24 protein-coding genes are annotated in these 24,965 nt (G+C 73.1%); 6 read left to right on the top strand and 18 right to left on the bottom strand.

Translation table 11 applies throughout. From position 1 onward, the window contains the following. Positions 1–69 precede the first annotated feature (69 nt). Positions 70–1,068 carry a LacI family DNA-binding transcriptional regulator gene (locus AB0881_RS34970; RefSeq protein ID WP_366624114.1) on the top strand — a complete coding sequence of 333 codons (999 nt, stop codon included), beginning with the start codon at positions 70–72 and terminating at the stop codon, positions 1,066–1,068. A gap of 20 nt (positions 1,069–1,088) precedes the next feature. Here the strand turns inward: AB0881_RS34970 and AB0881_RS34965 are convergent, their stop codons facing one another. Beyond that, positions 1,089–1,565, bottom strand: coding sequence for a nucleoside deaminase (locus AB0881_RS34965; RefSeq protein WP_366624087.1), 477 nt, complete (start codon positions 1,563–1,565; stop codon positions 1,089–1,091). 44 nt (positions 1,566–1,609) lie between these two features. Here AB0881_RS34965 and AB0881_RS34960 point away from each other — a divergent pair, with 44 nt between their 5' ends. Together AB0881_RS34960 and AB0881_RS34955 are read left to right on the top strand one after the other, a co-directional pair. Continuing rightward, the gene (locus AB0881_RS34960; RefSeq protein ID WP_366624085.1) at positions 1,610–2,320 is read left to right on the top strand and encodes a hypothetical protein; all 711 of its coding nucleotides are present in this window, start codon (positions 1,610–1,612) and stop codon (positions 2,318–2,320) included. Then, positions 2,317–3,435, top strand: a complete 1,119-nt coding sequence (locus tag AB0881_RS34955; RefSeq protein ID WP_366624083.1) for a winged helix DNA-binding domain-containing protein — start codon at positions 2,317–2,319, stop codon at positions 3,433–3,435. The genes AB0881_RS34960 and AB0881_RS34955 overlap by 4 nt, the downstream gene beginning before the upstream one ends. Here AB0881_RS34955 and AB0881_RS34950 read toward each other — a convergent pair. From AB0881_RS34950 to AB0881_RS34930, 5 genes are read right to left on the bottom strand one after another with little or no spacing between them, the layout of a single operon-like run. Continuing rightward, positions 3,419–4,672: an erythromycin esterase family protein gene (locus AB0881_RS34950; protein WP_366624081.1), complete on the bottom strand. Its 1,254-nt coding sequence runs from the start codon at positions 4,670–4,672 to the stop codon at positions 3,419–3,421. The genes AB0881_RS34955 and AB0881_RS34950 overlap by 17 nt on opposite strands. Positions 4,673–4,725: 53 nt before the next feature. Then, complete coding sequence (locus AB0881_RS34945; protein ID WP_366624080.1) at positions 4,726–5,952, bottom strand: hypothetical protein; 1,227 nt, start codon at positions 5,950–5,952, stop codon at positions 4,726–4,728. Then, positions 5,942–7,117 (bottom strand): hypothetical protein, encoded by a 1,176-nt coding sequence (locus AB0881_RS34940; RefSeq protein ID WP_366624078.1) that lies wholly within the window; start codon positions 7,115–7,117, stop codon positions 5,942–5,944. The genes AB0881_RS34945 and AB0881_RS34940 overlap by 11 nt, the downstream gene beginning before the upstream one ends. Continuing rightward, entirely contained in the window at positions 7,114–7,761 is a 648-nt protein-coding gene (locus AB0881_RS34935; protein ID WP_366624076.1) for a hypothetical protein, read from the bottom strand. Before AB0881_RS34935 ends, AB0881_RS34940 begins: the two co-directional genes overlap by 4 nt. Positions 7,762–7,806: 45 nt before the next feature. After that, positions 7,807–8,532: a GntR family transcriptional regulator gene (locus AB0881_RS34930; RefSeq protein ID WP_366624074.1), complete on the bottom strand. Its 726-nt coding sequence runs from the start codon at positions 8,530–8,532 to the stop codon at positions 7,807–7,809. Between the two features lie 164 nt (positions 8,533–8,696). Between AB0881_RS34930 and AB0881_RS34925 the strand changes: the two genes are divergently transcribed. The 3 genes from AB0881_RS34925 to AB0881_RS34915 all read left to right on the top strand — a co-directional run bounded on the left by AB0881_RS34925 (position 8,697) and on the right by AB0881_RS34915 (position 12,313). Further along, on the top strand, positions 8,697–9,926 hold the full coding sequence (locus AB0881_RS34925) for an NRAMP family divalent metal transporter (protein ID WP_366624072.1): 1,230 nt from the start codon (positions 8,697–8,699) through the stop codon (positions 9,924–9,926). Positions 9,927–9,933: 7 nt separating this feature from the next. Then, positions 9,934–10,728 (top strand): putative hydro-lyase, encoded by a 795-nt coding sequence (locus tag AB0881_RS34920; RefSeq protein WP_366624070.1) that lies wholly within the window; start codon positions 9,934–9,936, stop codon positions 10,726–10,728. An 88-nt stretch (positions 10,729–10,816) separates the two neighbouring features. Continuing rightward, entirely contained in the window at positions 10,817–12,313 is a 1,497-nt protein-coding gene (locus AB0881_RS34915; RefSeq protein ID WP_366624068.1) for a serine/threonine-protein kinase, read from the top strand. Here the strand turns inward: AB0881_RS34915 and AB0881_RS34910 are convergent. The 12 genes from AB0881_RS34910 to AB0881_RS34855 form a co-directional block, all read right to left on the bottom strand. Further along, positions 12,300–13,025, bottom strand: coding sequence for an ATP-binding protein (locus AB0881_RS34910; protein ID WP_366624066.1), 726 nt, complete (start codon positions 13,023–13,025; stop codon positions 12,300–12,302). The two genes, AB0881_RS34915 and AB0881_RS34910, sit on opposite strands and share 14 nt — an antisense overlap. A 139-nt stretch (positions 13,026–13,164) precedes the next feature. Further along, the gene (locus tag AB0881_RS34905; protein ID WP_366624064.1) at positions 13,165–13,521 is read right to left on the bottom strand and encodes a hypothetical protein; all 357 of its coding nucleotides are present in this window, start codon (positions 13,519–13,521) and stop codon (positions 13,165–13,167) included. After that, complete coding sequence (locus AB0881_RS34900; RefSeq protein WP_366624062.1) at positions 13,518–13,988, bottom strand: hypothetical protein; 471 nt, start codon at positions 13,986–13,988, stop codon at positions 13,518–13,520. The genes AB0881_RS34905 and AB0881_RS34900 overlap by 4 nt, the downstream gene beginning before the upstream one ends. 39 nt (positions 13,989–14,027) lie before the next feature. Next, positions 14,028–15,038, bottom strand: coding sequence for a LacI family DNA-binding transcriptional regulator (locus tag AB0881_RS34895; protein WP_366624060.1), 1,011 nt, complete (start codon positions 15,036–15,038; stop codon positions 14,028–14,030). A gap of 44 nt (positions 15,039–15,082) precedes the next feature. After that, positions 15,083–16,519, bottom strand: coding sequence for a GH1 family beta-glucosidase (locus tag AB0881_RS34890; protein ID WP_366624059.1), 1,437 nt, complete (start codon positions 16,517–16,519; stop codon positions 15,083–15,085). Continuing rightward, positions 16,516–17,397, bottom strand: coding sequence for a carbohydrate ABC transporter permease (locus AB0881_RS34885; RefSeq protein ID WP_366624057.1), 882 nt, complete (start codon positions 17,395–17,397; stop codon positions 16,516–16,518). The genes AB0881_RS34890 and AB0881_RS34885 overlap by 4 nt, the downstream gene beginning before the upstream one ends. Continuing rightward, positions 17,394–18,374: a sugar ABC transporter permease gene (locus AB0881_RS34880; protein ID WP_366624055.1), complete on the bottom strand. Its 981-nt coding sequence runs from the start codon at positions 18,372–18,374 to the stop codon at positions 17,394–17,396. The genes AB0881_RS34885 and AB0881_RS34880 overlap by 4 nt, the downstream gene beginning before the upstream one ends. Positions 18,375–18,485: 111 nt before the next feature. Then, positions 18,486–19,805 (bottom strand): extracellular solute-binding protein, encoded by a 1,320-nt coding sequence (locus AB0881_RS34875; protein WP_366624053.1) that lies wholly within the window; start codon positions 19,803–19,805, stop codon positions 18,486–18,488. A 390-nt stretch (positions 19,806–20,195) separates the two neighbouring features. After that, complete coding sequence (locus tag AB0881_RS34870) at positions 20,196–21,230, bottom strand: LacI family DNA-binding transcriptional regulator (protein WP_366624051.1); 1,035 nt, start codon at positions 21,228–21,230, stop codon at positions 20,196–20,198. 9 nt (positions 21,231–21,239) lie between these two features. After that, positions 21,240–22,901 carry a glycoside hydrolase family 13 protein gene (locus tag AB0881_RS34865; protein WP_366624049.1) on the bottom strand — a complete coding sequence of 554 codons (1,662 nt, stop codon included), beginning with the start codon at positions 22,899–22,901 and terminating at the stop codon, positions 21,240–21,242. A 95-nt stretch (positions 22,902–22,996) separates the two neighbouring features. Continuing rightward, the gene (locus AB0881_RS34860) at positions 22,997–23,833 is read right to left on the bottom strand and encodes a carbohydrate ABC transporter permease (protein WP_366624047.1); all 837 of its coding nucleotides are present in this window, start codon (positions 23,831–23,833) and stop codon (positions 22,997–22,999) included. Further along, positions 23,830–24,864: a sugar ABC transporter permease gene (locus AB0881_RS34855; RefSeq protein WP_366624045.1), complete on the bottom strand. Its 1,035-nt coding sequence runs from the start codon at positions 24,862–24,864 to the stop codon at positions 23,830–23,832. Before AB0881_RS34855 ends, AB0881_RS34860 begins: the two co-directional genes overlap by 4 nt. Between the last annotated feature and the right edge of the window lie 101 nt (positions 24,865–24,965).

Below are 24,965 nucleotides of genomic sequence, written 5' to 3'. Positions count from 1 at the left end.
CCGCGGCGGCGGCGCCGCTCACTTATCATCGCGGGATTCGAACCGCTTCACCGACGGGAACGGATACGCCTGGTGGTCAAGATCACTGATGTGGCGCGGCATGCCGGGGTCTCCCCGAGCACGGTCTCGTACGTGCTCAGCGGCAAGCGGTCGATCTCGGTGGAGACCCGCGAGCGGGTGCTGGCCAGCATCGCCCACCTGGGCTACCGCCCGCACGCGGGCGCCCGCGCGCTGGCCAGCAGCCGGTCGAACGTGCTGGCGCTGATGGTGCCGCTGCGCAGCGGCATCCACGTGCCGGTCGTGATGCAGATCGCGGTCGCCGCCGTGACCGCCGCCCGCCGGTACGACCACGACGTGCTGCTCCTGACGCAGGAGGAGGGCGTGGAGGGGCTGCGCCGGGTCGCCGACAGCGCGCTCGTCGACGCGCTGATCGTGATGGACGTCCAGCTGCGCGACCCCCGGCTGCCGCTGCTGCGCGGGCTCGGCCGGCCCAGCGTGCTGATCGGCTTCCCGGCCGACGCCGACGATCTGACCTGCATCGACCTGGACTTCCGTGCCGCCGGTGAGGCGTGCGCCGACCACCTGGCGGGGCTCGGGCACCGCTCGGTCGCGCTGATCGGCTCCCCGCCCGAGGTGTACGAGCGGCAGACCGGCTACGCGCAGCGGGTCGCCGAGGGCTTCCGCGCGGCGGTGCGGCGGCACGGCATGGACGGCGGGGTCCACCCCTGCGAGGCGGGCGCCGAGGCCGCCCGCGCCCTGGTCGCCCGGCTGCTGGCCGAACAGCCCGGCCTGTCCGGCGTCATGGTGCACAACGAGGCCGTCATGGAGCCGGTGATCCGCGCGTTCCGCGCGGCCGGGCGGCGCGTCCCCGGCGACCTGTCGGTGGTCGCGATCTGCCCGGACGAGCTGGCCGAGCGCGCCGACCCGCCGCTGACGTCGGTCGCCGTCCCGGCCGAGGAGGTCGGCCGGCGCGCGGTCGAGCTGCTGATGGCCAAGCTCGCCGGGGAGGCCGTTCCCGCCGCGACGCTGCTGCCGCCGCGGCTGACGCCGCGCGGCAGCGACCGCTGACCCGGCCCGGCGCCTCCCGTTCAGGCGAAGCGGCGCCGGTGCAGCTCGCGCATCCGGTCGCCGAGCTCCGGGACGGGGCCCTCGACGGTCACGCCGGGGGCCACGTCCTGGGCCGGGATCGCCCGCACCGGTCCCGGCGCGACCCCGAACTCGGCCAGCCACGCCGCCAGCTGGGCCGAGGACGCCGCGTACACGATCCGGCCCAGCCCGACCCAGCCGTGCGCCGCGGAGCACATCGGGCAGTGCTCGCCCGAGGTGTAGACGGTGGCCGCCGCGCGCTCGGCGGCGGTCATGTTCGCCGCCGCCCACCGCGCCAGCTCGAACTCGGGATGCGCGGTCTGGTCGCCCTTGGAGACGGTCCGGTTGTGGTCCTCGGCCAGCACGGTCCCGTCCCCGCCGACCAGCACCGACCCGAACGGCTCCTCGCCCGCGTCCAGGGCCTGCTCGGCCAGCTCGGCGCACCGCTCCAGATGCCGTATCCCCGCCTCATCGATCATGCTTAGGGAGTACCACACCCGCGCGGCGCTGTACATTTCCCGGTGTGCTGGACAGCCGGGCGGCCGAGGACCTGTACGCGGCGTTCGCGGACGTGCCCCGCCCCGCGAGGCTGGAGGGCTGCCCGTGCTGCGTGGAGCCGGGCGAGGGCCGGGCGCTGCTCGACCGCCCGCTGCGCGACCTCACCGCCGAGGACCTGGCCCGGTACGGGGCGAAGGCGCTGAACACATGGGCGGGCGAGGAGGAGTTCCGCTACTTCGCGCCGCGGCTGCTGGAGCTGGCCGCCGCCGGCGCGTTCGCGGTGCTCGACCCCGAGATCGTCTTCATCAAGCTCGCCCGTGCCGGGTGGGCGGAGTGGCCGCAGCGGGACGCGGTGGAGGGGTTCCTGGGCGCGTTCTGGACGCGGACGCTGGAGAGCCACCCGTCCCGTCCCGCGATCGGCACGGCGCTCTGCGCCCTCGGCGGCGCCGCCGGCGCCGCCGGCGAGATGGCCCCCTACCTGGACGAATGGGGACGGCTGGCGTCGGAGGCGGCCATCCGGCAGTTGCACGAGTTCGCCGTCGAGGAGCTGGCCTGGCGCCGGGGGACGCCGCTGCTGCGCAACGCGTACTGGGACACCTCGGGCGCCCCGTACCGCGAGGTCCTCGGCTGGCTGACCGGGGGACCGGCGGCGGAGGCGGTCCGGGTCGCGTTCGAGCGCGCCGGCCGCGAGGATGTCCTCGAACTGCTCGCCGACCTCGAGAACCGGTGCCGATGACCATCCTGACCAGGCGCGACCTCAACCGCGCCACGCTGGCGCGGCAGCTGCTCCTCGACCGCGCCCGGATGCCCGTCCTCGACGCCGTCGAGCACCTCGCCGGGCTCCAGGCGCAGACGCCGCACTCCTGGTACCTGGGCTTCGCCTCGCGGCTGGCGGACGTGCGCCCCGAGCAGGTCGCGGAGCTGCTCGACCGGCGGGAGATCGTGCGGATCGCGCTGATGCGCGGCACGATCCACCTGGTCAGCGCCCGCGACTGCCGCTGGATGCGGCCGCTGGTGCAGCCCGTCCTGGACCGGGACCTGCGCTCCAACTCCACCCACACCAGGCCGATCGAGGGCCTGGACCTGGACGAGCTGGCGGACGCCGCCCGCCCGATCCTGGAGGAACGGCCCCGCACGTCCAAGGAGCTGGGCGCGTTGCTCGCCGAGCACGGCGCGGCGGCGGGCTGGGGCGAGCGCGCCCCCGCCTCGCTGGCGTACGCGGCGCGCAACCGGATGGCGCTCGTGCAGGTCCCGCCGCGCGGCCTCTGGGGCCGGAGCGGGCCGATCGCGCACACGACCGCCGAGTCGTGGCTGGGCGCGCCCCTCGCCGGCGACGCCTCGCCGGAGGACCTGGTGCTGCGCTACCTGGCGGCGTTCGGCCCGGCCACGGTGAAGGACGTGCAGGCGTGGTCGGGGCTGACCCGGCTGCGGGAGGTCGTGGACCGGCTGCGGCCGCGGCTGGCCGCGTTCACCGGCGAGGACGGGCAGGAGCTGTTCGACCTGCCGGACGCGCCGCGCCCCGGCGGCGACGCGCCGGCGCCGCCGCGGCTGCTGTACGACTTCGACAACCTGCTGCTCTCGCACGCCGACCGGAGCAGGTTCGTGACCGCGGAGCACCTGGCGCGGGGCTACGCGACGCGCCGGCCGGTGCCCGGGTGGGTGCTGGTGGACGGCTTCACCGGCGGCGAGTGGGAGATCGCGCGGGAGCGGGACGCGGCCGTCCTCACGATCCGGACGTTCGCGCCGCCGCCGGAGGGCCTCGCCGAGGAGGGCGAGCGGCTCCTGGCGTTCGCCCACGCGGACGCCGCGCGCCGCGACGTCCGCGTGGAGCGCCTCAGAACGCCACCGTGACCTCGGGCGTGACGGTCGGGGAGCACAGGACGCCGTCGAACGCGTCGGCGACCGGCATCTCCATCTCGGCGCTCTGGCTGCGGATCCGGCCGGGGAACGGACCGCCCGCGAAGGGCCGCAGATCGGTCAGCGTGATCGCCTCACCCAGCCCGGCCCCGATGAGCGCGCCCTCGACGCCGCCCGGCCCGGGCGGGTCCACCGGCGTGTCGACGACGGAGAAGCCGGTCCCGGGGGTGCCGTCGGGCTCCATCTCCGGGACGCTCCCGGCGGTGTGCGTCAGCGCCAGCGCGCGGTAGTCCGCTCCCAGCTCGCGGGCCAGGTAGTGGCCCATCGGGTACGCGAACGGCTCGCCGCCGTACAGGATCGGCGTCTTCTGGATGTGGTTGTTGTGGGCGGCCAGCACGAACCGGGTGCCGGGCGCGGCGCGTTCCATGTGCCAGCGCATCGTGGCGGACATGAACCGCTCCCGCACGGAGGTGTCCAGCGGCAGCCCGCCGCCGGCGAACAGCGCGCTCATCGCCCCGAACATGTAGTCGGTGTGGCAGGCCGCCTCGATGTCGCGCAGGGCCGTGTCGTAGCGGTCCCGGCCGCCTCTGGCGACGTAGTGCGGCTCCAGGGCGCGCGCCCGCAGCAGCAGCCGGGCCAGCGCGGCGGTGAGCGCGTCCTGGTCGGCCCGTTCCATCTCGCCCCAGCCGGGCCCCGCCAGCGCCATCGAGGCCCCGTCGAACCGGCCGGAGATGGTCAGCGCCGTCTCGACCAGGGGGACGGCGTCGGGGTCGACCTCGCGGAGGTAGTCCGCGACCGGCTCCAGGACGGGGCGCAGCGTGCCGCCCGCCTGCGGGACGTCGATCCCCGCGAACTCCACGGGATGGTCGCCGGTCTCGTTGTGGCGGCGCAGCCAGCGGGCCATGTCGCCGGTGACGCCGGAGAACGTGGTCCCGTGCATGCCGGGCAGTTCGGTCTCGCCGCCCGTACCGGCCAGCCAGCGGGCGAGCGCCCGGCCCTCGGCGAACCCGAACTCGAAGGCCAGCACGGTGAACCCGCAGCGTTCGGCCAGGAACCGCACGATCCGCTGCCGCGCGGTCGTGAACTCGCGGACGAAGTGGCAGCCCTCGCCCACGGCGACGACGCGCGCGTCCCCGACGATCTCGCGCAGCGGCTCCAGGTCGGCGGGCGGCGCGTCCGGGTCGAGGGTGTCCAGGACGGCGGTGTGCTCGCGGAGGTCACGCACTGTCATGATCCGTACCGTATCCCGCCGCGGGCCCTGTGCCGGGCCGGGCGGGCGCCGGGTCAGCGGGTCCGGTCGCCGCGCAGGACGCGCTGGACCAGGTCGTCGCGGAGCTGGCCGTAGCCCGTCTCGGCCCAGATGTCGTCCTCGGCCTCGAAGTACGGGACGGTGCGGCCGCCGGCGCGGGCGGCGAGGACCTCGGGCGTGCGGTGCGCGCGGACGGCCTTCGCGCAGTCCGCGCAGGTGCGCACGCGCAGCCTGTCGCGCTGGCCGAGCGGGCGCCAGTCGACGGCCACCGCAGCGTCGCCGTGCAGCGGGTTGAAGAAGCACAGCGGGCTGGGCGGGATCTCCTTGCCGCCGCCCGCGACGGACCGCGCGGAGGCGAGCGCGTCGCGGCCGCGGTCGACGAGGACGAGCACGCCGGCCAGGTCGGGGACGCCCGCCGCGGAGTCGAGCACCTTGCCGGCGGCCTGGTAGGCGTCCAGGGCGCGGGTCATGGCGGCGTGCGCGGCGGGGCGCGAGGTGTCGACGTCGGTCGCGTCCAGCAGCTCGCCGAACGTCACGACCTCGTGCGCCGCCTGCTCGCGGAGTCCGTCCTCGTCGGCGCGGGCGGCGGTGGCGAGGACCGTGCGGGGGAGCAGGAGCGGGTCGCCGGCGCGCTCCACCGCGGCGACCCGGCGGCGGCGCCAGACCAGCAGGCCCGCGACGGCCGCCGCAACCGCGGCGCCGGCGCCCGCCAGCGGCAGCACGGGCACCCCGCCCTCCTCCTCCGCCGCCGGCCGGGCGGCCGGGCTGGCGGAGGCGCGCGGGGTGGGACGCTTCAGGTGCGCGGTGGCCCTGTCGTACTCGGCCTCGCCGTCGCCGGCGGCGATCAGGTCGACGGCGCGCAGCAGCCGGTCGGCCAGCGTCGCGTCCTTCAGTTCGTCCAGGAAGAACGGCACCTGGGCGGCGTAGCGCGTGTTCCGCCGGGACTCCTCCGTGCCGCCCCACTGCCGGGCCGCCAGCTGGCCGGCGAAGTCGTCCAGCGTGAGGTACGCGCCGTCGCGGCGCAGCCGGTCGTGCACGACGGTGGCGAGCTGGTCCGGGTCGTCCCAGGTGCCGCCCTTCACCAGCGGGACGGCCACGATGAAGATCGGGATCGGCGACCGGCGCATCCGGGCCAGCAGCTCCGACCGCTTGGCCGGCGGGACGGCCGAGGCGAGCGAGCGGTCGACGTGGATCGGCGACCGGCGCAGCGCGGCGGCGATCCGCTGCCCGGGGGAGGGGGCGAGGAACGGTTCACGTGACACCGAGGGACTCCAGCACGTCCGAGGGGATGTCGGCCCGCCGGGACCCGAAGCCCCCGCGCTCCCAGCGGCCCGGTACGTCATGGTGGGGCCGGCCGTCGGGCACCCGCAGCAGCCGCGCGTTCCACGGGCCCCGCGCGCAGCCGGCGCAGACGGGCCGCTTGTTCAGGCCGCCGAGCTTGCGCCGCGCCGTGGACGGGCCGTGCAGCGGGTTGACGTAGCAGGGCGCGGCGGGCCTGTCCTCGGTGAGCGCGGCCCGCCCCTGCCGGACCAGCACGATCACCCCGACCAGGTCGAGCGCGGCGTCCGCGCTCTTGCGGTCCGGGTCCGGGCCCACCTCGTCGAACAGGATCCGGGCGGCGTCGTACGCGCGCAGCGAGTAGCTCCGGTCGGGGGCGAGCTCCTGGGAGAAGACCGCCAGCTCCTTCCCGGCCTGGGAGTGCAGCCGGCGTACGGAGGGCTTGGCGCGCGCGTGCCCCCGGAGCGCGCGCGGTATGCGGGTGACCAGCAGGTACGCGCCGTACAGCAGCAGCGTCAGGAGCGGCCCCAGCACCAGCAGGCCGGTGAGGAGCGGCCCCCAGAAGGCGGCCTCCAGCGGCGGCCGGGCGTCCTCCTGGCCGATCGGCGGCACGCTCAGCGGCGGGTGCGGATCGGCGGGCGGACTCGCCGGGGAGCTCTCGACGATGGCGAGCAGCCGGTCCACCCGCGCCGGCAGGTCGGCGAACGGCCGGTCGCGGTCGGCGCCCTGGCGCACGGAGGTCGGGAACAGGCTGTAGTCGGAGACCCGCCGCCGGGGGACGCCGAACCCCTCGGTGTCGAGCCCGGCGCGGGCGTCGGCGAGGACGTAGAGGCCGTCCCGCCCGATCCGCTCGCGCAGCGCGAACAGCAGCGTCTCGGCCCGCCCGTACGACTCCGCCTCCATGCCGTTGGGGATCACGGCGACGTAGACGGGCAGGCCGAGGGTCCCGGACGCCCGCCTCATCGCGGCCTTGATCCGCGACCGGTCGGCCCGGCCGAGCCCGTCGGCGAGGTCCATGTCGACGTACAGCGGGTCCTTGGCGAGCGCGGCCGAGACCCGGTCCAGCCGGTCCGGGGGCGCGGCGGCGTGCGCGAGCGGCGCCGGCAGGACGAGGGCCAGCGCGGCCACGAGCGCGGCGAGGATCCTCATCGGCGGGCCTTCCGCCGCCGCGCGACCAGGACGGCGGCCAGCGCGGCGGCCGTGAGGAGCGCGCCGGCCGCGGTGCCGCCGCCCATCGCGAGCATCTCCTTGCGGTCGCGCTCGGCGGACCGGTCGCGGTAGGGCGGCGCCGGCGGTGGCGAGCGCCGCTCCTCGATCCGCTTCGCGACGTCGGGGGCGGTCAGGATCTCCACGAACCGTTCCACGTGCGCGACGACGCCCGCGTCGGAGGGCAGCTCCAGCCGCGCGGTGAGCCAGGCGCGCTCGGCCGGCAGCGAGCCGCCGTACTGCCTGGCCTCGCCGCTGCCCCGGTGGTCGGTGACGATGTAGAGGCCGTCCTTGCGCAGCCGGTCGTGCAGCAGGGGGATCAGGGTGTCCCGGTCGGGGATCGTGGAGATCGGCAGCAGACCGGGGCCGACCACGACGTACGCGGGCACGTCCAGCCGCGCGAGCAGCGCGCGGATCCGCGCCGCCGCGTCCGGCGGGACCGTGCGCGGGGCGTGGTCGGTGATCTGGATCGGGTCGCGGGCCAGGCGCCGGGCCAGCAGGTCGGCCCGGCCCGGAGGTTCGGGCGCGGCCGCGTGCGCGGCGCTCGCTCCCGGCGGGACCGGTGCCAGCGATACCGGTCCCAGCAAAAGGGACATGACACCAAAGAGGAGGAGCAACCGCACGCGCGGAGTCTACAAGGCGCGCTGCCTCCCGCCGTGCCGCTCCTCGTCCCGCCGGTACGCGGCGGTGAGCTGCGCCTCGGCGTCGTCGAAGTACGACAGCAGCTCGCGCTCCGCGGCCGCGGTCTCGCCGCGCCTCATCAGCTCGGTCAGCAGCCGGTTGCGCACCAGGTACGGCTCGTGGAACTCGCGCGGCGAGCCCATCTCGTGGAACACCAGCCGCAGCTCGGCGAGGAGGTTGCGCATCACCTCGTCCACCCGGGGGCTGCCGCACAGGGCGCCGATCGCCTGGTGGAAGCGGATGTCGGCGGTGCCCACCCCGGGCCAGTGCCCGGCGGCGGCGGCGCGCTCGCCCTCGGCGACGGCGGCGTCCAGCCGGTCCAGCGCGCCGGGCCCGGCGGCCGCGGACTCCCGCACGCCCGCGCACTCCAGGATGCGCCGCACCCGGTAGAGGTCGGCGAGGTCGGCGGCGGTGAGCCGGCGGACGAACACGCCGCTGTTGAAGCGGTGCTCCAGCAGCCGTTCCTGGACCAGCAGCCGGAACGCCTCGCGCAGCGTGTTCCGCGAGACCCCGGCGGCCCGGCACAGCTCGGCCTCGGGCAGCCGCTCGCCGGGCTGCAGCAGCCCGTCGGTGATCTGCTCGCGCAGCAGCCCGGCGACGCGGGCGGCGGTGCTCGACCTGTCGAGATCGCCGCGGGCCGCCTCGATCCGGCTGATCCAGGTCTCCTGCGCGGACATCGACGTCCCTTCGGCTCGGGGGGAGGGGATGAGGGGATGAGGGGAATGAGGGGAAACACGACCGTGACGCCAGCGTATCGCTGAATTCATCAACTTGGGGATTGCTGGATTGTTGAACAATCCTTACCCTACTGGAAACGCGTACCCTCCAGGGGAGACCGACCATGACCGAACACGTCACGCTCGACAAGGGCGGGACGCCGCCGTCGGCACCGCGCCGCGGCGCGCTCCTCGGCGCGATGTTCCTGATGGCGACCAGCGCCATCGGCCCCGGCTTCATCACCCAGACGACCGTCTTCACCGCCCAGCTCGGCGCCGCGATGGCGTTCGCCATCCTGGTGTCGGTCCTGGTCGACATCGCGATCCAGCTGAACGTGTGGCGGGTGATCGGCGTCGCCGGCCGCCGCGCCCAGGACCTGGGCAACAGCGTGCTGCCCGGGGCCGGCTACGCGCTGGCGGCCCTGGACGTCTTCGGCGGGATCATCTTCAACATCGGCAACATCGCCGGCACCGCGCTCGGCCTCAACGCCCTGCTCGGCCTGGACGTCAAGATCGGTGGAACGATCTCCGCCCTGATCGCCATCGGGATCTTCCTGAGCAAGCGGGCCGGCGTCGCGATGGACCGGATCGTGGTCGCCCTCGGCTTCCTCATGATCGTGATGACCCTGTACGTCGCGATCGTCTCCTCGCCGCCGATCGGCGACGCGCTCGTCCAGACGGTGGCGCCCGAAGAGGTGCGGTTCCTGGTCATCACCACCCTCATCGGCGGCACGGTCGGCGGCTACATCACCTACGCCGGCGCCCACCGCATGATCGAGTCCGGGCTGACCGGCCCGGAGAACGTCAAGGGCATCACCCGCAGCTCGATCACCGGCATCCTGGTCACCGCCCTGATGCGCGCGCTGCTCTTCCTGGCCGTCCTCGGCGTGGTGGCCGGCGGCGCCAAGCTGGCCGCCGAGAACCCCGCCCCCTCCGCGTTCGAGCACGCCGCCGGCGAGGCCGGCCTGCGGATCTTCGGCCTGATCATGTGGTCCGCCGCGATCACCTCGGTGATCGGCGCCTCGTACACCTCGGTGTCGTTCCTGGTGTCGTTCCACTCCTGGATCGAGCGCAACCGCAACTGGCTGGTGGTCGCGTTCATCGCGCTGTCCACCGTCCTCTACCTGTCGCTGGGCACCACCCCGGTCGACCTGCTGATCCTCGCCGGCGCCCTGAACGGGCTGATCCTCCCGTTCGGCCTCGGCCTCCTGATGTGGATCGCCGCCCGCCGCCGCGACCTGCTCGGCGGCTACCGGTACCCGGCCTGGCTGCTGGTACTGGGCGCCGCCGCCTGGGTACTGACGCTGTACCTGGGCTGGAACTCCCTGACCGGAATCGCCGATCTCTGGAACTGAGGTGACCATGGCCGAACGGCCGATCGACCCGGCCGGCCTCACCCCGGAACAGGCCAGGAGCCTGTTCCGGGCGGGCCTCCGGGTGCCCACCGCGGGCTGGTGCGCCGGGAGCACCCAGGCCAACCTGATCGCGGTGCCGCGCGAGCACGCGTACGACTTCCTGCTCTTCTCCCAGCGCAACCCCAAGCCGTGCCCAGTGCTGGACGTGACCGAGCCGGGGCAGACGTCCGCCGCCCTGTTCGGCGGCGACCTCCGCACCGACCTGCCGGGCTACGTCGTCTACGAGCACGGCGAGCCGGTCGCCGAGGTGAACGACGCCACCGAGTACTGGCGCGACGACCTGGTCGCGTTCCTCATCGGGTGCAGCTTCACCTTCGAGGCCGCCCTCCAGGAGGCGGGCGTCCCGGTCCGGCACATCGAGCAGGACCGCAACGTCCCGATGTACCGGACGGGCCGCTCCTGCCGCCGGGCCGGCGACATCGGCGGCCCCCTGGTGGTCTCCATGCGCCCGGTCCCGGCCGAGCAGGTCGCCGACGCCGTCCGGGTGACCTCCCGCTACCCGGCCGTCCACGGCGCGCCCGTCCACATCGGCGACCCCGCCGAACTCGGCATCGCCGACCTGGACGCCCCCGACTTCGGCGACCCGGTCGACGTCCGCCTGGGCGAGATCCCCGTCTTCTGGGCGTGCGGCGTCACCCCGCAGGCCGCCGTGATGGCGTCCCGCCCGAAGTTCGCCATCGGGCACGCCCCCGGCCACATGGCCATCACCGACGCGCGCGACTCCGACTACCTCGTTCCCTGATCGCCGGCCGCGGTTCTGTGGTGGTATTGGAGGGCTGATCGTTTGCCGTCCCGTGACGGCGGCTCACCACGGGACGACGGGAGCGCCCATGGACCCCCTCCGGCCCGCCGACCCGCGCATGATCGGCCGGTACACCCTGACCGGCCGGCTCGGCGCGGGCGGCATGGGGCAGGTGTACCACGGCCACTCGCCGGGCGGCCGGCCCGTCGCGGTGAAGCTCATCCGCGCCGAGTACGGCGCGGACGCCCAGTTCCGGCGCCGGTTCGCCCGCGAGGTCGAGGCCGCCAAGCGGGTCGGCGGCTTCTACACCGCCCAGGTCGTCGACGCCGACCCCGACGCCGAGACCCCCTGGCTGGTCACCGCCTACGTGCCCGGCCCGTCCCTGCTGGACGCGGTCAACGAGCACGGGCCACTCCCGCCCGACGCCGTCCGGACCCTGGGGGCGGCCCTGGTCGAGGGGCTCATCGCCGTCCACGACTGCAACCTGGTGCACCGCGACCTGAAGCCCGGCAACGTCATCATGGGCCCGGACGGCCCGCGCCTGATCGACTTCGGCATCGCCCGCGCCCTGGACGCCACCTCCACCACCGTGACCCGCGGCGTGCTGGGGACGCCCGCGTACATGTCGCCCGAGCAGGCCCGCGGCGACAGCGCCGGGCCGCCCTCGGACGTCTTCTCGCTCGGCTCGGTGCTGGCCTTCGCCGCCACCGGCGCCGCCCCGTTCGGCCACGACTCGCTGGCCTCGATCGTCTACCGCGTCGTCCACGGCGAGCCCGACCTCGGCGCCGTCCCGGCGGAACTGCGCCCCCTGATCGCCCGCTGCCTGGAGAAGAACCCCGCGGGCCGCCCGAGCACCCACCAGCTGCTCGCCATGCTCGCCCCGCCCCCCGCCGGATCCGCGACGCCCCCGCCGGCCCCGCCGCGCACCGAGCGCCCCGAGCGCCCCGCCACCCTCCCGGTGGACGTGCCGACCACGCCGCCGCGGCGGCCGGACCCGCCCCGACCCGAACCGGACTCCGCGGAGCCGGCGGCCACCTGGCGGGTCTCCGGGCGGCGCCAGCTCTGGCATGTGGACTCCCTGCTGTTCCTGGCGCTGATCTGGGCGGTGCCCGGAACCATCGCGGCGGCGAACATCCTGGGCGGGCCCATCCCGACCGGGCTGTGGGTGCTCGCGGCCGTGCTCGGCGGCCTGGGCCTGCTCGTGCTGTGGGCCTTGTCGCTCACGAACGAGGAACTGGTCATCGATCAGCAGGGGATCGCCCGGCGGATGGGGGAGAAGGGCGCGTACCTGCCGTGGGACGAGATCGAGCGGCTCACGTTCCGCGACCACCGGCCCGGCAGGCCGCGCTGGAGATCGCACGAGTACGTCGCGGCGGTGCCGAAACAGGCCCCGCCACCGGAGGACAAGATCAGGAAGGAGCTGCGCTGGCGGAAGACGACCGGCGACTTCCGCATGATCGACATGGCGCTGCTGCCGGGACGCCCCCACCACGAGATCGCCGCCGCGGTCGCCCGCTTCAGCTCCGGCCGGCTGGCCCTGGAGGTCCCCGGCCGGCCGCAGGACCCGGGGATCAAGGCGGGCTGAGCGGGGCGGCGAAGGACCACCCCTTCTCCAGCAGCGCCTCGACCGCCTCCACGGCCGCGCCCAGGCGCGCCTCGTGCGGCCCGGTCACCGTGACGTGGGGGAGACCCCGGCGCTCCAGCTCCTCCCGGAAGCGTCCGTGCATCCGAAGACGCACGGACTCGCCGTCGCGCCAGCCGTCCTGCTCGAACGGCACGCCCGCCGGATCGGTGAGGATCCACAGATGGTGGCGGCCGGTATGGCGCCGGAACGTCCCGGGCGCCGGCTCGCCCAGGTAGCGCTCGTACCAGAGGGCCGTCGCGAACGCGTCGGTGTCGCACACCAGCACGGGCGAGCCCGCCCGGGCGGCCGCCTCCTCCAGCGCGAGATGGCGCTCGGCGATCAGCGCGAAGTCGCGGGGCTCCCAGACGAGGTCGTCGAGCCACAGCGAAGGGTCGCCCGCCGCCCGCCGGGCGGCGGCGAGCTTCTCCTCGGTGTACGTGCGGCCGTACTCGGGCACGTACCGCGTCTCCGGCCAGCGCCCGCCGAAATGCCCCGCGAGGGCCCTGGCCAGCGTCGTCGTCCCGGTGGACTCGGCACCGACGACCACGACCCGGCGCGCCAGGTACCCGCGGACCGGGGGCGACAGCCACTCCCAGTTGGCGGCCGGGTCCGCACGCACGGCGGTGCCGCTGACGGGAAAGCGCTCCCGCGGCGGATCCACCGGCACGTGCACGGCCGCGAAACGGCGAGCCAGCTCGGGCCCGTACGCCTCAGCGGAGAAGACCGCGTCGACAGGCGCGGAGAGCCCGGACCGGAACGCGGCGACATGAGCGTCCCAGGCATCACCGGACCCATAGTCGATCTCGTGGTCGTCAGCGGTCGGTGTCCTTTGGGTGGCGGGGCGAGGCGTAGACGATCCAGACGGTGCGGTCCGCATCGTTGATCACATAGCGGACGCGGCCACCGCTGGTGACTTCGTACTCCCACTGCTCCAGGTTCAGGCCGTTGTGCCGGTGCGTCCCGAGGTCGCCGCGCAGCCGGTGCTGGCGATCGTGGTTGGCGTGAGAGCGCGGTTCGTGGCGCAGAGCCTCCAGGCAGCGCCTGGTGTTCCCCAGGGCGAGGCGGCAGAGTTCCTCCCAGCCGCGTACGGCGTCGCCGGTCCCGAAACGGACGTCCCACCCTGCGGCCAGTGGGGGGACGGTGACCCTGTCTCCCCGTTTGGGGCTCATGGGGCGACGTCCACGGGGCCGAAGTCTCCGGTGGTGGGGCGCGTGGCCTCTTCGAGTTGCTCGGGGTCGGCCTTGATGCGGGCCGTGGCCCGCCAGCCGATGATGACCTCGTGCATCGAAGTGCCGAGATCGAGCTCGGCCGCGTCCGAGAGGGCGTTGACCAGCTCCACGGTGAACGCGCGCACCTCGTCGGTGCTGAGGTGGCGCACCCAGGGGAACACCTCCGGCATCGCGCGCAGGAGATCGCGGGCGCCGGGGTCGTGCTTCAGCAAGGCGAGGAAGAGCCTGGAGGCGGTCGCCAGGTTCTCGTCCCGCCGCTCCTCGCGGTCGGCGGCCGTGAGGTAGAAGTCGGGAGCGTCACGGTGGGTGATGCGGACCCGTCCCAGGCGGGCCGCCCGCTCGGCCACGGCACGGGGATTGCGGGAGAGGTCGGAGAAGGTCACGGCGTCCGGACCGGCGGTGCTCATGGCCCCAGCGTATCCGACCACGTTCTGAATTCATTCTGATCAGGCGCTCTCGCGGACGACCAGGTGGGGTTGGAGGATGACGACCGGGTCGGGGACGGACTCGCCCTGGATGCGGGAGATCAGGAGGCGGGCCATCTGGCGGCCCATCTCCTCGACCGACTGGTGGACGGTCGTCAGCGGCGGGTCGGCGACCGGGGCGCTGGCCGAGTCCTCGAAGCCGATCACGGCCACGTCCTCCGGGATGCGGCGGCCGCGCTTCTTCAGGACGCGCATCGCGCCGAGGGCCATCGGGTCGTCGGCGGCGAAGAGGGCGTCCATGTCCGGCTCGCGGTCCAGGAGCTCCTGGGCCGCCTCGACGCCGCTGGCCTCGCTGAAGTCGCCGTACACCACCAGCTCCGGCAGCCCGGCCGCGGCCAGCGCCTCCCGGTAGCCGGTGAGGCGGTCCACGCCCACGCCCATGTCCTGCGGGCCGGCGATCGTGGCGATCCGCCGCCGGCCCTGGCCCAGCAGGTGCTCGACCGCCTGCCGGGCGCCGTCGCGGTTGTCGACGTCCACGTACGAGACGGGGGTGAGCCCGACCGGGCGGCCGCCGAGCACCGTCGGCACGCCGCCCGCCTCCAGCTTGGCCGGCAGCGGATCGTCGCCGTGCAGCGAGGTCAGCAGTACCCCGTCCACGTGCTGCCCGGTCAGGTAGCTCTCCAGCCGCGCGTACTCCTCCGGGGACTGGGCCAGGGCGAGCAGCAGCTGGAGCCCGGTGTCGCTGAGCTCCGAGCTGATCCCGCGGATGATGCCCGCGAAGAACGGCTCGTCGAACACCCGCTGCTCGGACTCGGCCACCACCAGCGCCACCGTGTCGGTACGCCGGGTCACCAGCGTCCGCGCGGCCCGGTTGGGGACGTACCCCAGCTCATCGATCGCCCGCAGCACGGCCTCGCGCGACTCCGGGCTCACCCGCGGCGAACCGTTGATCACCCGCGAGACCGTGCCCCGCCCGACGCCCGCCCGGGCCGCCACCTCTTCGAGGGTGGGGCGCTCCGCGGAGCGCCTCACCTGCGTCGCCTCTTCATCCGGCCCCTTCTCCACCCCGCGACGGTTCAGCCGTGATCCGGCAGTCCGCCGCGCCGGATCACGCCCGCGTACCAGCGTGCGCTGTCCTTGGGCACCCGGCGCTGGGTCGCGTAGTCGACGTGCACCAGCCCGAACCGCTTCGAGTAGCCCCAGGACCACTCGAAATTATCCAGCAGCGACCACGTGAAGTAGCCGCGAAGCGGTACGCCGTCGGCGATGGCCCCGTGCGAGGCGCGCAGGTGCGCGTCGATGTACGCGATGCGGTCGGCGTCGTGGACGGTGTCCTCGCCGTTCAGGACCTCGTCGTAGCCCGCGCCGTTCTCGGTGATGTAGAGGTCGACCGGCGGGTAGTCGGTGTGGAGCCGGGTCAGCACCTCGTGCAGGCCGCTCTCGTCGATCTCCCAGCCCATCCCGGTGACCGGGCGGCCGCCGTCCACGAACCCGACCGACTCGCTGCCCACCCAGGGGGAGTGGGAGGCGAACGGCGACGTCGCCGCCTGCCCGGCCGTACCGGCCTCGCCCGTCACGGTGAACCGCGAGTAGTAGTTCACGCCGAGCTGGTCGAGCGGCTGGTTGATGACCGCCAGGTCGCCCGGCCGGACGGCCGCGTCGAAGCCCAGCTCCTCCAGGTCGGTCAGCACGTCGGCCGGGTATGAGCCGCGCAGCAGCGGGTCGAGGAAGAAGCGGTTCTGCATGCCGTCCACGCGGCGCGCCGCGTCGAGGTCGGCCGCCGAGCCGCTCGCCGGGCTGATCGCGTACAGGTTGACGGCCGCGCCGAACCGGTGCTCCGGGCGCCGCTCGCGCATCGCCTGCACGGCCAGCCCGTGCCCGAGCATCAGGTGGTGGGCGGCGCGCAGCGCGGCGGGCCCCTCGCGGCGGCCGGGCGCGTGCTCGCCCGACGCGTACCCGAGGAACGCCGCGCACCACGGCTCGTTCACCGTCATCCACTGCCCGACCCGGTCGCCGAGCGCCTCGTGGACGTGCCCGGCGTACTCGGCGAACCGGTACGCGGTGTCGCGCTCCGGCCAGCCGCCCGCGTCCTCCAGCTTCTGCGGCAGGTCCCAGTGGTAGAGCGTCGGCCACGGCTCGATGCCCGCCTCCAGCAGCGCGTCCACCAGCCGCCGGTAGAAGTCGAGCCCGGCCGCGTTCGGCCGGCCGCTCCCGGACGGCTGCACCCGCGGCCACGAGATCGAGAACCGGTACGCCGTCAGCCCCAGCTCCGACATCAGCGCGATGTCGTCCCGGAACAGGTGGTAGTGGTCGACGGCGACGTCGCCGGTGTCGCCGCCGAGCACCTTGCCGGGCGTCCGGCAGAAGGTGTCCCAGATCGACGGCCCGCGCCCGTCCTCGGCCGCCGCCCCCTCGATCTGGTACGCGGCCGTCGCGGCCCCCCAGCGGAACCCGGCCGGGAACGCCAGCACCGGCGCCGGCGGCGTACTGCTGCTTTCCTGTACGGAGGTCACGCTTTGATCGCACCTTCCATGATTCCGCCGATGATCTGGCGGCCGAACACGACGAACACCACGAGCAGCGGCAGGATCGCCACCGTCGTCCCGGCGAACATGAGCGTGTAGTCCTTGAAGTAGGCGTTGGCCAGGTTGTTGATCGACAGCTGCACCGTGGGGTTGTCGGGGGTCAGCACCGCCAGCGGCCACATGTACTCGTTCCAGGTCTGCATGAACGTGAAGAGGCCGAGCACGCCCGCGGCCGGGCGCAGTGCCGGCAGCACGACCCGCCAGTAGATGCCGAACGTGGTGCAGCCGTCGACGCGGGCGGCCTCGATCAGCTCGTCCGGGACGGCCTGCGCCGCGTACTGCCGCATCATGAAGACGCCGAACCCGGTGACCAGGAACGGCACGATGACCGCCTGGAGCTGGTTCTGCCAGCCGATCTCCACCATGATCATGTACAGCGGGATGATCCCCATCTGCACCGGGATCATCATGGTCGCGATGATCGTCAGCAGCAGCGCGTTCTTGCCGCGGAAGCGCAGCTTGGCGAACGCGAAGCCGGCCAGCGAGGCGAAGAAGACCGTCGAGACCGTGACGACCGACGAGGCGATCGCCGAGTTCAGCAGGCCCTGGGCGAAGTAGGCGTCCGGGTTGTCGAACAGCCGGCCCACGTTGTCGCCGATGTTGCCGCCGGGGAGCAGCGGCGGCGGCACGTCCGACACCGAGGCGTTGGTGCGGGTGGCCACCACGATCATCCAGTAGATCGGGAAGATCGACAGGACCAGCGCCACGACCAGCGTCAGGTACGTCAGCGGGCTGGCCTCCCAGAGCCCGCGCAGCCGTCCGGGCTGCTTGCCGGTCCGGCCGCGCACCGGGGTCACAAGCGTCATTTCGCGCCTCCCGTGCGCCGCACGAACAGGAAGTTGAGCAGGGAGAACACGATGATCAGCAGGAACAGCGCCCAGGCCACCGTGGCGCCGTAGCCGTAGCGGTCGTCGGTGAAGGCGTTGTCGAACATGTACATCGTGATCGTCTGGAACTGGTGCAGCGAGCCGCCGTCCATCTTGTTGCTGGTGCCGATGCCGAACAGCACCGGCTCGGTGAACAGCTGCAGCCCGCCGATCGTGGAGATGATGACGGTGAAGATGATCGTCGGCTGCAGCATCGGCACGGTGATCTGCCAGAACTGCCGCATCCGGGACGCGCCGTCGATCGCCGCCGCCTCGTACAGGTCCTTCGGGATCGCCTGCATCGCGGCCAGGTAGATCAGCGCGTTGTAGCCGATCCAGCGCCAGTTGACCATGGCCGCGACCGCGATCCAGGACCAGCCGCGGCTCGCCTGCCAGTCGATGTCCCCGGCGCCGACCAGCCCGAGCACCCAGTTGATCATGCCGTAGTCGCGGTCGAACATCTGGGTGAACACGATCGCGACCGCGGCGGTCGAGGTGACCAGCGGCGCGACCATGCCGATGCGCCAGAACGTGCTGCCGCGCATCCGCCGGGCCAGGGTGTTGGCCAGGAACAGCGCCAGCAGCAGCTGCGGGACGGTCGCGACGACGAAGATCCCGATCGTGTTGACCGTGGCGTGCCAGAAGTCGGCGTCGGAGAGCAGGTACTCGAAGTTCTCCAGGCCGACGAACTCGCGCGTCCCCGAGGCCAGCCCCCATTCGTGCAGCGACACCCACAGGGTGAACAGCAGCGGGAACAGCCCGAAGACGATGAAGACCAGGTAGAACGGCGAGATGAACAGGTAGGGCGAGGCTTTCAGGTCGAGCCGGGCGAGCCGGGCCCGCCACCCCGGCTTGCGGGGGCCGGAGGCCGGGGGCGGCGTCGCGGCCGCGGTCTCGGGTCGGACGTCGATGGTCATGCGCCTCCTTCCGGAGGAGTGCGAGTGGGAGCGCGGAGCGGGAAGCGGTCCTTCACCGGGCCGCGGCGCGCCCTGGGTACGCGAGCGCGCCGCGGCCGGAGAGGGGAGCGGTTACCGGGCGGCCTTCTTGGCCTCCTCGACCGCCTTCGTCCAGGCCTCCTCGGGCTTGACCTTGCCCTGGCCCACCGCGATCAGGACGTTCTCCACCGCGAGCCGGACGTCCTCGTTCTTCGGGCCGAGGTGCACCGGCTTCACCTGCGCGGCCATGTCACCGAAGATCTGGCCGGTCGGCGCGTCGCTGAAGTACGCGCTCTTGGAGTCGCCGACGGCCGGGTCCTTGGCCGCCTGCGGCGACGACGGGAAGGTGTTCTTGTCCTTGTACGCCCCGACCTGGCCCTGCGGCGAGGTCAGGAACTTGGCCAGCTCGGCGGCCTCCTTCTGGTGCTTGGACTGCTTGGGCACCGCCAGCCAGGAGCCGCCCCAGTAGCCGCCGCCGCCGGGGATGCTCGCCACGTCCCACTTGCCCTTGCCGGACTCGCCGGAGAACTCCTCGATGCCGCCGAGCATCCAGGAGGGGCACGGCACGGCGGCGAACGTGTCGCGCTTGAGCGCGGTCTGCCACGGCGGGGTGAAGATCGCCATGTCCGCCGTCATCTTGTTCTGGGAGAACTTCAGCGACGTGTCGAACGCCTGCTTGACCGCGGGGTTGGTGTCGAACACCAGGTTGTTGCTCTTGTCGAAGAAGCTGTAGCCCGGGCCGGCGCCGGCGTTCTGCAGCACGGTGGCGCGGAAGATCGCGGTCGGGCCGTCCAGCCACTTGGTGTCGGGCTGCTTGCCCATGAAGTCCTGGCCGGTCTTCAGGAACGCGTCCCAGGTCGGCCAGAGCTTGGAGACCTCGGCGCGCTCGGTCGGCAGGCCGGCCTTCTTGAACAGGTCCTTGCGGTAGCACATGCCGAGCGGGCCGATGTCGGAGCCGAGCCCGATCAGCTGCTTGCCGTCCGGGGTGAGGCCCATCTGCCACTTCCACGGCAGGAAGTTGCCCTGGAGCTCGCGACCGCCATGGTCGAAGAGGTTCACGAACTTGCCGGGCTGCTGCATGTAGACGGGCAGGATGCCCTCCTCCAGCGCGACCACGTCGCCGGCCCCGCTGTTGGTGGACATCCACTGCTGGATGCGCGGCTTGTAGTCGTCCAGGCTGGAGACCTTGCGCTGCTTGATCTTGACGTTCGGGTGGGACGCCTCGTACTGCTTGTAGAGCTGCTCGTAGCCGAACTCGCCGAAGACGTCGACGGTCAGCTCGATCGGCCCGGAGCCGCTCTCGCCGTCGTCGCCGCCGCAGGCGGCGAGTCCGGCGGCCGTGAGGACCCCGGCCAGCAGCGCGGCCGCGGTCCGTGCTGCCGGCCTGCGGCCGCGTCGCTTGGTGACCCTCATTCCGACCCCTCTCAGGTCGTGCGGGTGGGTGGGGGGATGGCTCGGATGCCCGCACCGACCGGGGGGAGGGTGGCGGCCATCACTTGTGTGGGAGCGCTCCCACGGATGAAAGACGGGCGGACATGTGGTTGTCAATGGCCCGCAACACAACCGTTACCCGGCGCCCGCCGGGGGGCTGCGGACATGTTGACAGACCGTGCGGCGGCCGCGAGGCTGGGGTATGGGAGCGCTCCCAAGGTCTGGGTGTGGCACGGGGCGCTCCCGTCGTGGACCTGGCGGGCCGGGCCGTACCTCCCTCGCGCCGTGCCAGGTCGTTCCCGGGGGCCGGGAGCGGAGGGGCGCGGGCCGGCACCCGCGCCCCTCCGCCGCACGCCCGCGGTCACGCCCGGCTCAGCCCTCGGCGGCGATCGACAGCGGCGGCGCCGCCGGCGCGGTCGAGCGGCGCACCACCAGCTCGGGCCGGTACAGCAGCTCGGTGCTGGGCGCCCGGGTGCCGCCGATCTCCTCCAGCAGCGTGCTCACCGCCGCCAGCCCCATCTCCCGTACGGGCTGGCGCACGGTCGTCAGCGGCGGATCGAGGTACGGCGTCATCAGCGAGTCGTCGAACCCCACGACCGACACGTCCTCGGGCACCCGCAGATGCCGCTGCCGGGCGCCCCGGATCACGCCGATCGCGAGGATGTCGCTGCCGCAGCAGATGGCCGTGCAGCCCCGGTCCAGCAGCCGCTGCGCCGCGGCCTGCCCGCCCTCCACCGTGAACACCGTGTTGGCCACCAGCTCGTCGATGTCGGTGATCCCCAGATGCTCGGCCATGCCGCGCCGGAACCCCTCGGTCTTGCGGATCGACGGCACGAACCGGCCCTGCCCCATCGCCAGCCCGATCCGCCGGTGGCCGAGAGAGGCCAGATGGGCCACCGCCATCTCCAGCGACGCGGTGTCGTCGTTGGAGATGTACGGCGCCTCGATGTCGGGCCGGTACCCGTTCACCAGCACGATCGGCAGCCCGCGGTCGGTCAGCCGGACGTAGCGGGCGCGGTCGGAGCGCGAGTCGGCGTGCAGCCCGTTCACGAAGATGATCCCCGAGACGCCGCGCTCCAGCAGCAGCTCGGTGTAGTCGTCCTCGGTGATCCCGCCGGGCGACTGGGTGCACAGCACCGCGGTGTACCCGGCCAGCGCCAGCGCGTTCTCGATGACCTGCGCGAACGCCGGGAAGATCGGGTTGATCAGCTCCGGCACGATCAGCCCGATCAGCCCGGCCCGCTGCTGCCGCAGCCGCGCCGGCCGCTCGTACCCCAGCACGTCCAGCGCGCTGAGCACGGCCTGGCGGGTGGCCGCGGCCACGCCTGGCTTCCCGTTGAGCACGCGGCTCACCGTCGCCTCGCTGACTCCCGCATGGGCAGCGATGTCGGCCAGGCGCATCGTCATGGCCATAACTTATCGTTCCCCGTCCGGCTCGCCGCCGGTTGTGACATCGCACCATACGGCGGTGTCCGGGGGGAGGACGATGCAGTCGCCGTCGGGGCGGATCGGGCCGCTGGCGAGCAGCGGCCGGCCGTACGCCGGGATCCGCACCGTGCGGTCGCCGAGGTTCACCGCGCAGGTGAGGCGCGCGCCGGGGGCGCCGGCGCCGGGCAGGGCCTCGCGCGAGAAGACCAGCGTGCCGGGCGGGCCGACGAGCCAGCGGAGCGTTCCGTCGCCGAGCGCGGGGTGCTCGCGGCGCAGGCGCAGCGCGGACCGGTACAGCGACAGCATCGAGTCCGGGTCGGCGGACTGGCGCTCCACCGTCAGGTCCGCCCAGTGCGGCGGGATCGGCAGCCAGCTCGCCTCGCCGGGGCCGAAGCCGAACGGCGGCGCGTCGCCCGACCAGGGGAGCGGTACGCGGCAGCCGTCGCGGCCGGACTCGGGGTCGCGGGCGCGCTGCGGGTCCTGGAGGAACTCCTCGGGCAGGTCCAGGACCTCCGACAGGCCCAGCTCCTCGCCCTGGTAGATGTAGGCCGAGCCGGGCAGCGCCAGCATCAGCATCGCGGCCGCGCGGCCGCGCCGCCGCCCGACCTCGCCGTCGCCGTACCGGGTGACGTGCCGCTTGACGTCGTGGTTGGACAGCACCCAGGTGGTGGGGGCGCCGACCTGGCCCGCGGTGCGCAGCGACTCGTCGATGACGTCGCGCTTCTCGCGCGGGTCCCAGCCGACGGTCAGGTAGTGGAAGTTGAACGCCTGGTGCAGCTCGTCCGGGCGCACGTACAGCGAGAGCCGCTCGGCGTTCGGCGCCCACGCCTCGGCGACGGCGATGCGCTCGCCCTCGTAGGAGTCGAGCAGCGCCCGCCAGGACCGGTGGATCTTGTGGACGCCGTCCTGGTCGAAGTAGGGCAGCACGGTGCGGCCCAGCATGGTGACCTGGTCGCTGAAGCCGACGTCGGGCAGCCCGGCGGCCTTCACCATGCCGTGCGCCACGTCGACGCGGAAGCCGTCCACGCCCAGGTCGAGCCAGAACTTCAGCACGTCCTCGAACTCTGCGTGGACCTCCGGGTTCTCCCAGTTCAGGTCGGGCTGCTCGGGCGCGAACAGGTGCAGGTACCACTGGCCGTCGGGGACCCGCGTCCAGGCGGGGCCGCCGAAGACCGACTCCCAGTCGTTGGGGGGCTGAGAGCCGTCCTCGCCGCGTCCCTCGCGGAAGATGTAGCGCTCCCGGGCGGCGCTTCCCGGCTGGGCGGCGAGGGCCTCCTGGAACCAGGCGTGCCGGTCGGAGCTGTGGTTCGGGACGACGTCCACGATGATCCGCAGCCCGCGCTCGTGCGCGTCGCGGATCAGCGCGCGGGCGTCGTCGAGGTCACCGAAGATCGGGTCGACGTCGCGGTAGTCGGCCACGTCGTACCCGAAGTCGGCCATGGGGGAGGTGTAGAACGGGGTCAGCCAGAGCGCGTCCACGCCCAGCTCGGCGAGGTGGGGAAGCCGTTCGCGGACGCCCGCGAGGTCGCCGATCCCGTCCCCGTTCGAGTCGGCGAAGCTGCGGACGTACACCTGGTAGATGACCGCGTCACGCCACCACCCGGCGGTGTTCCGGGGGGCGGGGGTGACGTCGATGGTGTGCTGCGTCATGGTGTCCTTTGTCGGGTTTCCTTGACGTGTGTTCGTGCGGAGCGCGTGCGGGGTCGCTGGTCCCTCCGACCCCCAGTGTGCGTCGGGAGCGGCCGTTACTTGACTCCCCCCGCGGTGAGACCCGCCACGATCCGGCGCTGGAAGATCAGCACCACCACGACCAGCGGGACGGTGACGATCACGCCGGCCGCCATCTGGGTGCCGAACGGCTGGTCGAAGCCGGACACGCCGGTGAACTTGGAGATCGCGACCGTGGCGGTCTGCATCTCCTTCTTGTTGACCACCGAGAGCGCGATGATGAACTCGTTCCACGCGGCGATGAACGTCAGGATCGCCGTCGTGAACACCCCGGGGGCCGCCAGCGGCACCACGACCTTGCGGAACGCCTGGCCGCGGGTGCAGCCGTCCACCATCGCGGCCTGCTCCAGCTCGAACGGCAGCTGCCGGAAGAACGCGGTCAGCAGCCACACCGTCAGCGGCAGCGCGAAGCCGAGGCTGGGCAGGATCATCGCCTGGTAGGTGTTGATCCACTCGATGTCGGTGAAGAGTTTCAGCAACGGGATGAGCTGCGAGATTCCCGGGAACATCGTGGTGCCGATGATGACGCCGAGCACCGCGTTCTTGAACGGGAACGTCAGCCGCGCCAGCGCGTACGCGGTGAACACCCCGACGATCAGCGTGAGCACGGTGGTGATCCCGGCCACCACGAAGCTGTTGACGAGCGCCCGGCCGAAGCCGTTGCCGCCGCCGAACACGGCGGCGAAGTTCTCCAGCGACCAGCGGGCCGGGACGATCGAGTTGTCGAACTGGTCCTGCGGGCGCCGGAACGCCGACACGATCATCCAGTAGAACGGGACCAGGCAGTAGAGCACCACGGCGGCGATGCCCACGTACGGCAGGACCTTGCGGGCCCCGGCGGCGACGGCGGTCATGCGCGCACCCCCTTCCTCTTGGCCTTCCTGCCGCGGCCCGCCTTCACCGTCTCGCGGGCCTCGCCGATGATGTCGGCGCCGAGCAGCCTGACGAACAGGTACGAGATCACCGCGATGTAGACGAACAGCACGGTGGCGTACGCGGCGGCCGAGCCGTACCGCAGGTTGTTCGCCTCGAACCAGGAGATCATCGTCAGCGTCTCGACCGACTTCTTGTTGACGCCGATCAGCACCGCCGGCAGGTCGAACATGCGCAGCACGTCCAGCATCCGGAACAGCACCGCGACCAGCAGCGCCGGCTTGACCAGCGGCAGCGTGATCCGGAAGAACTGCTGGACCGCGCCGGCGCCGTCCACCTTGGCGGCCTCGTACACCTCGCGCGGGATCAGCTGCAGCCCGGCCAGCACCAGCAGCCCGATGAACGGCGAGGTCTTCCACACCTCGGCGATCACGACCGCGAGCTTGGACTCGAAGCCGTCGGCCGTCCACAGCACCTGGTGCCGGATGACCGCGTTGAACGCGCCGTCCGCCTGGAAGATCCACCGCCACAGCAGCCCGGAGATCGCGGTGGGGATCGCCCACGGCACCAGCACGCTGGCCCGCACGATGCCGCGGCCGCGGAACGCCCAGTGCATGATCAGCGCCATGGCGACGCCGATGACCGTCTCCAGCGTCACGGTGGTGACGGTGAAGAACGTGGTGTTGCCGAAGGCGTTCCAGAACGCGTCGGCGCTGTCCCCGGAGAAGATCGCGGTGTAGTTGTCCAGCCCGACGAACCGCTCGCCCTCGATCACGAAGCCGTCGGCGTCCAGGCCCTGCCCCTTGGTGAACAGCGACTCGCGGAAGCCCGCGATCACCGGGTAGCCGACGACGAGCGCCAGCACCAGCAGGGTCGGGGACAGCAGGATCGCGGCCAGCCGGCGCGATCCCGACACGTCCTTCTTGGGCTTGCCTCGCCCCTTCTTCGCCGGTGCGCCGGACTCCGCGCCCGCCGCCCGCCTCTCGTCGAACGTGGTGGCCATCTGCCTCATCTCTCTCGAACGTCGCCGTGCCGTGGCGGGGCGGCGTCCGGGTCACGGCGTGCCGGTCAGGGCGGGGTGGTCAGCGCGCCGAGCTTGCCCGGGAGGTCGCT

It is taken from the genome of Spirillospora sp. NPDC029432 (assembly GCF_040703975.1).
In the GTDB taxonomy this organism is placed as follows: Bacteria; Actinomycetota; Actinomycetes; order Streptosporangiales; family Streptosporangiaceae; genus Spirillospora.
Note: the sequence above shows the minus strand (reverse complement) of the source record. Positions and strands in the feature narration are given on the sequence as shown.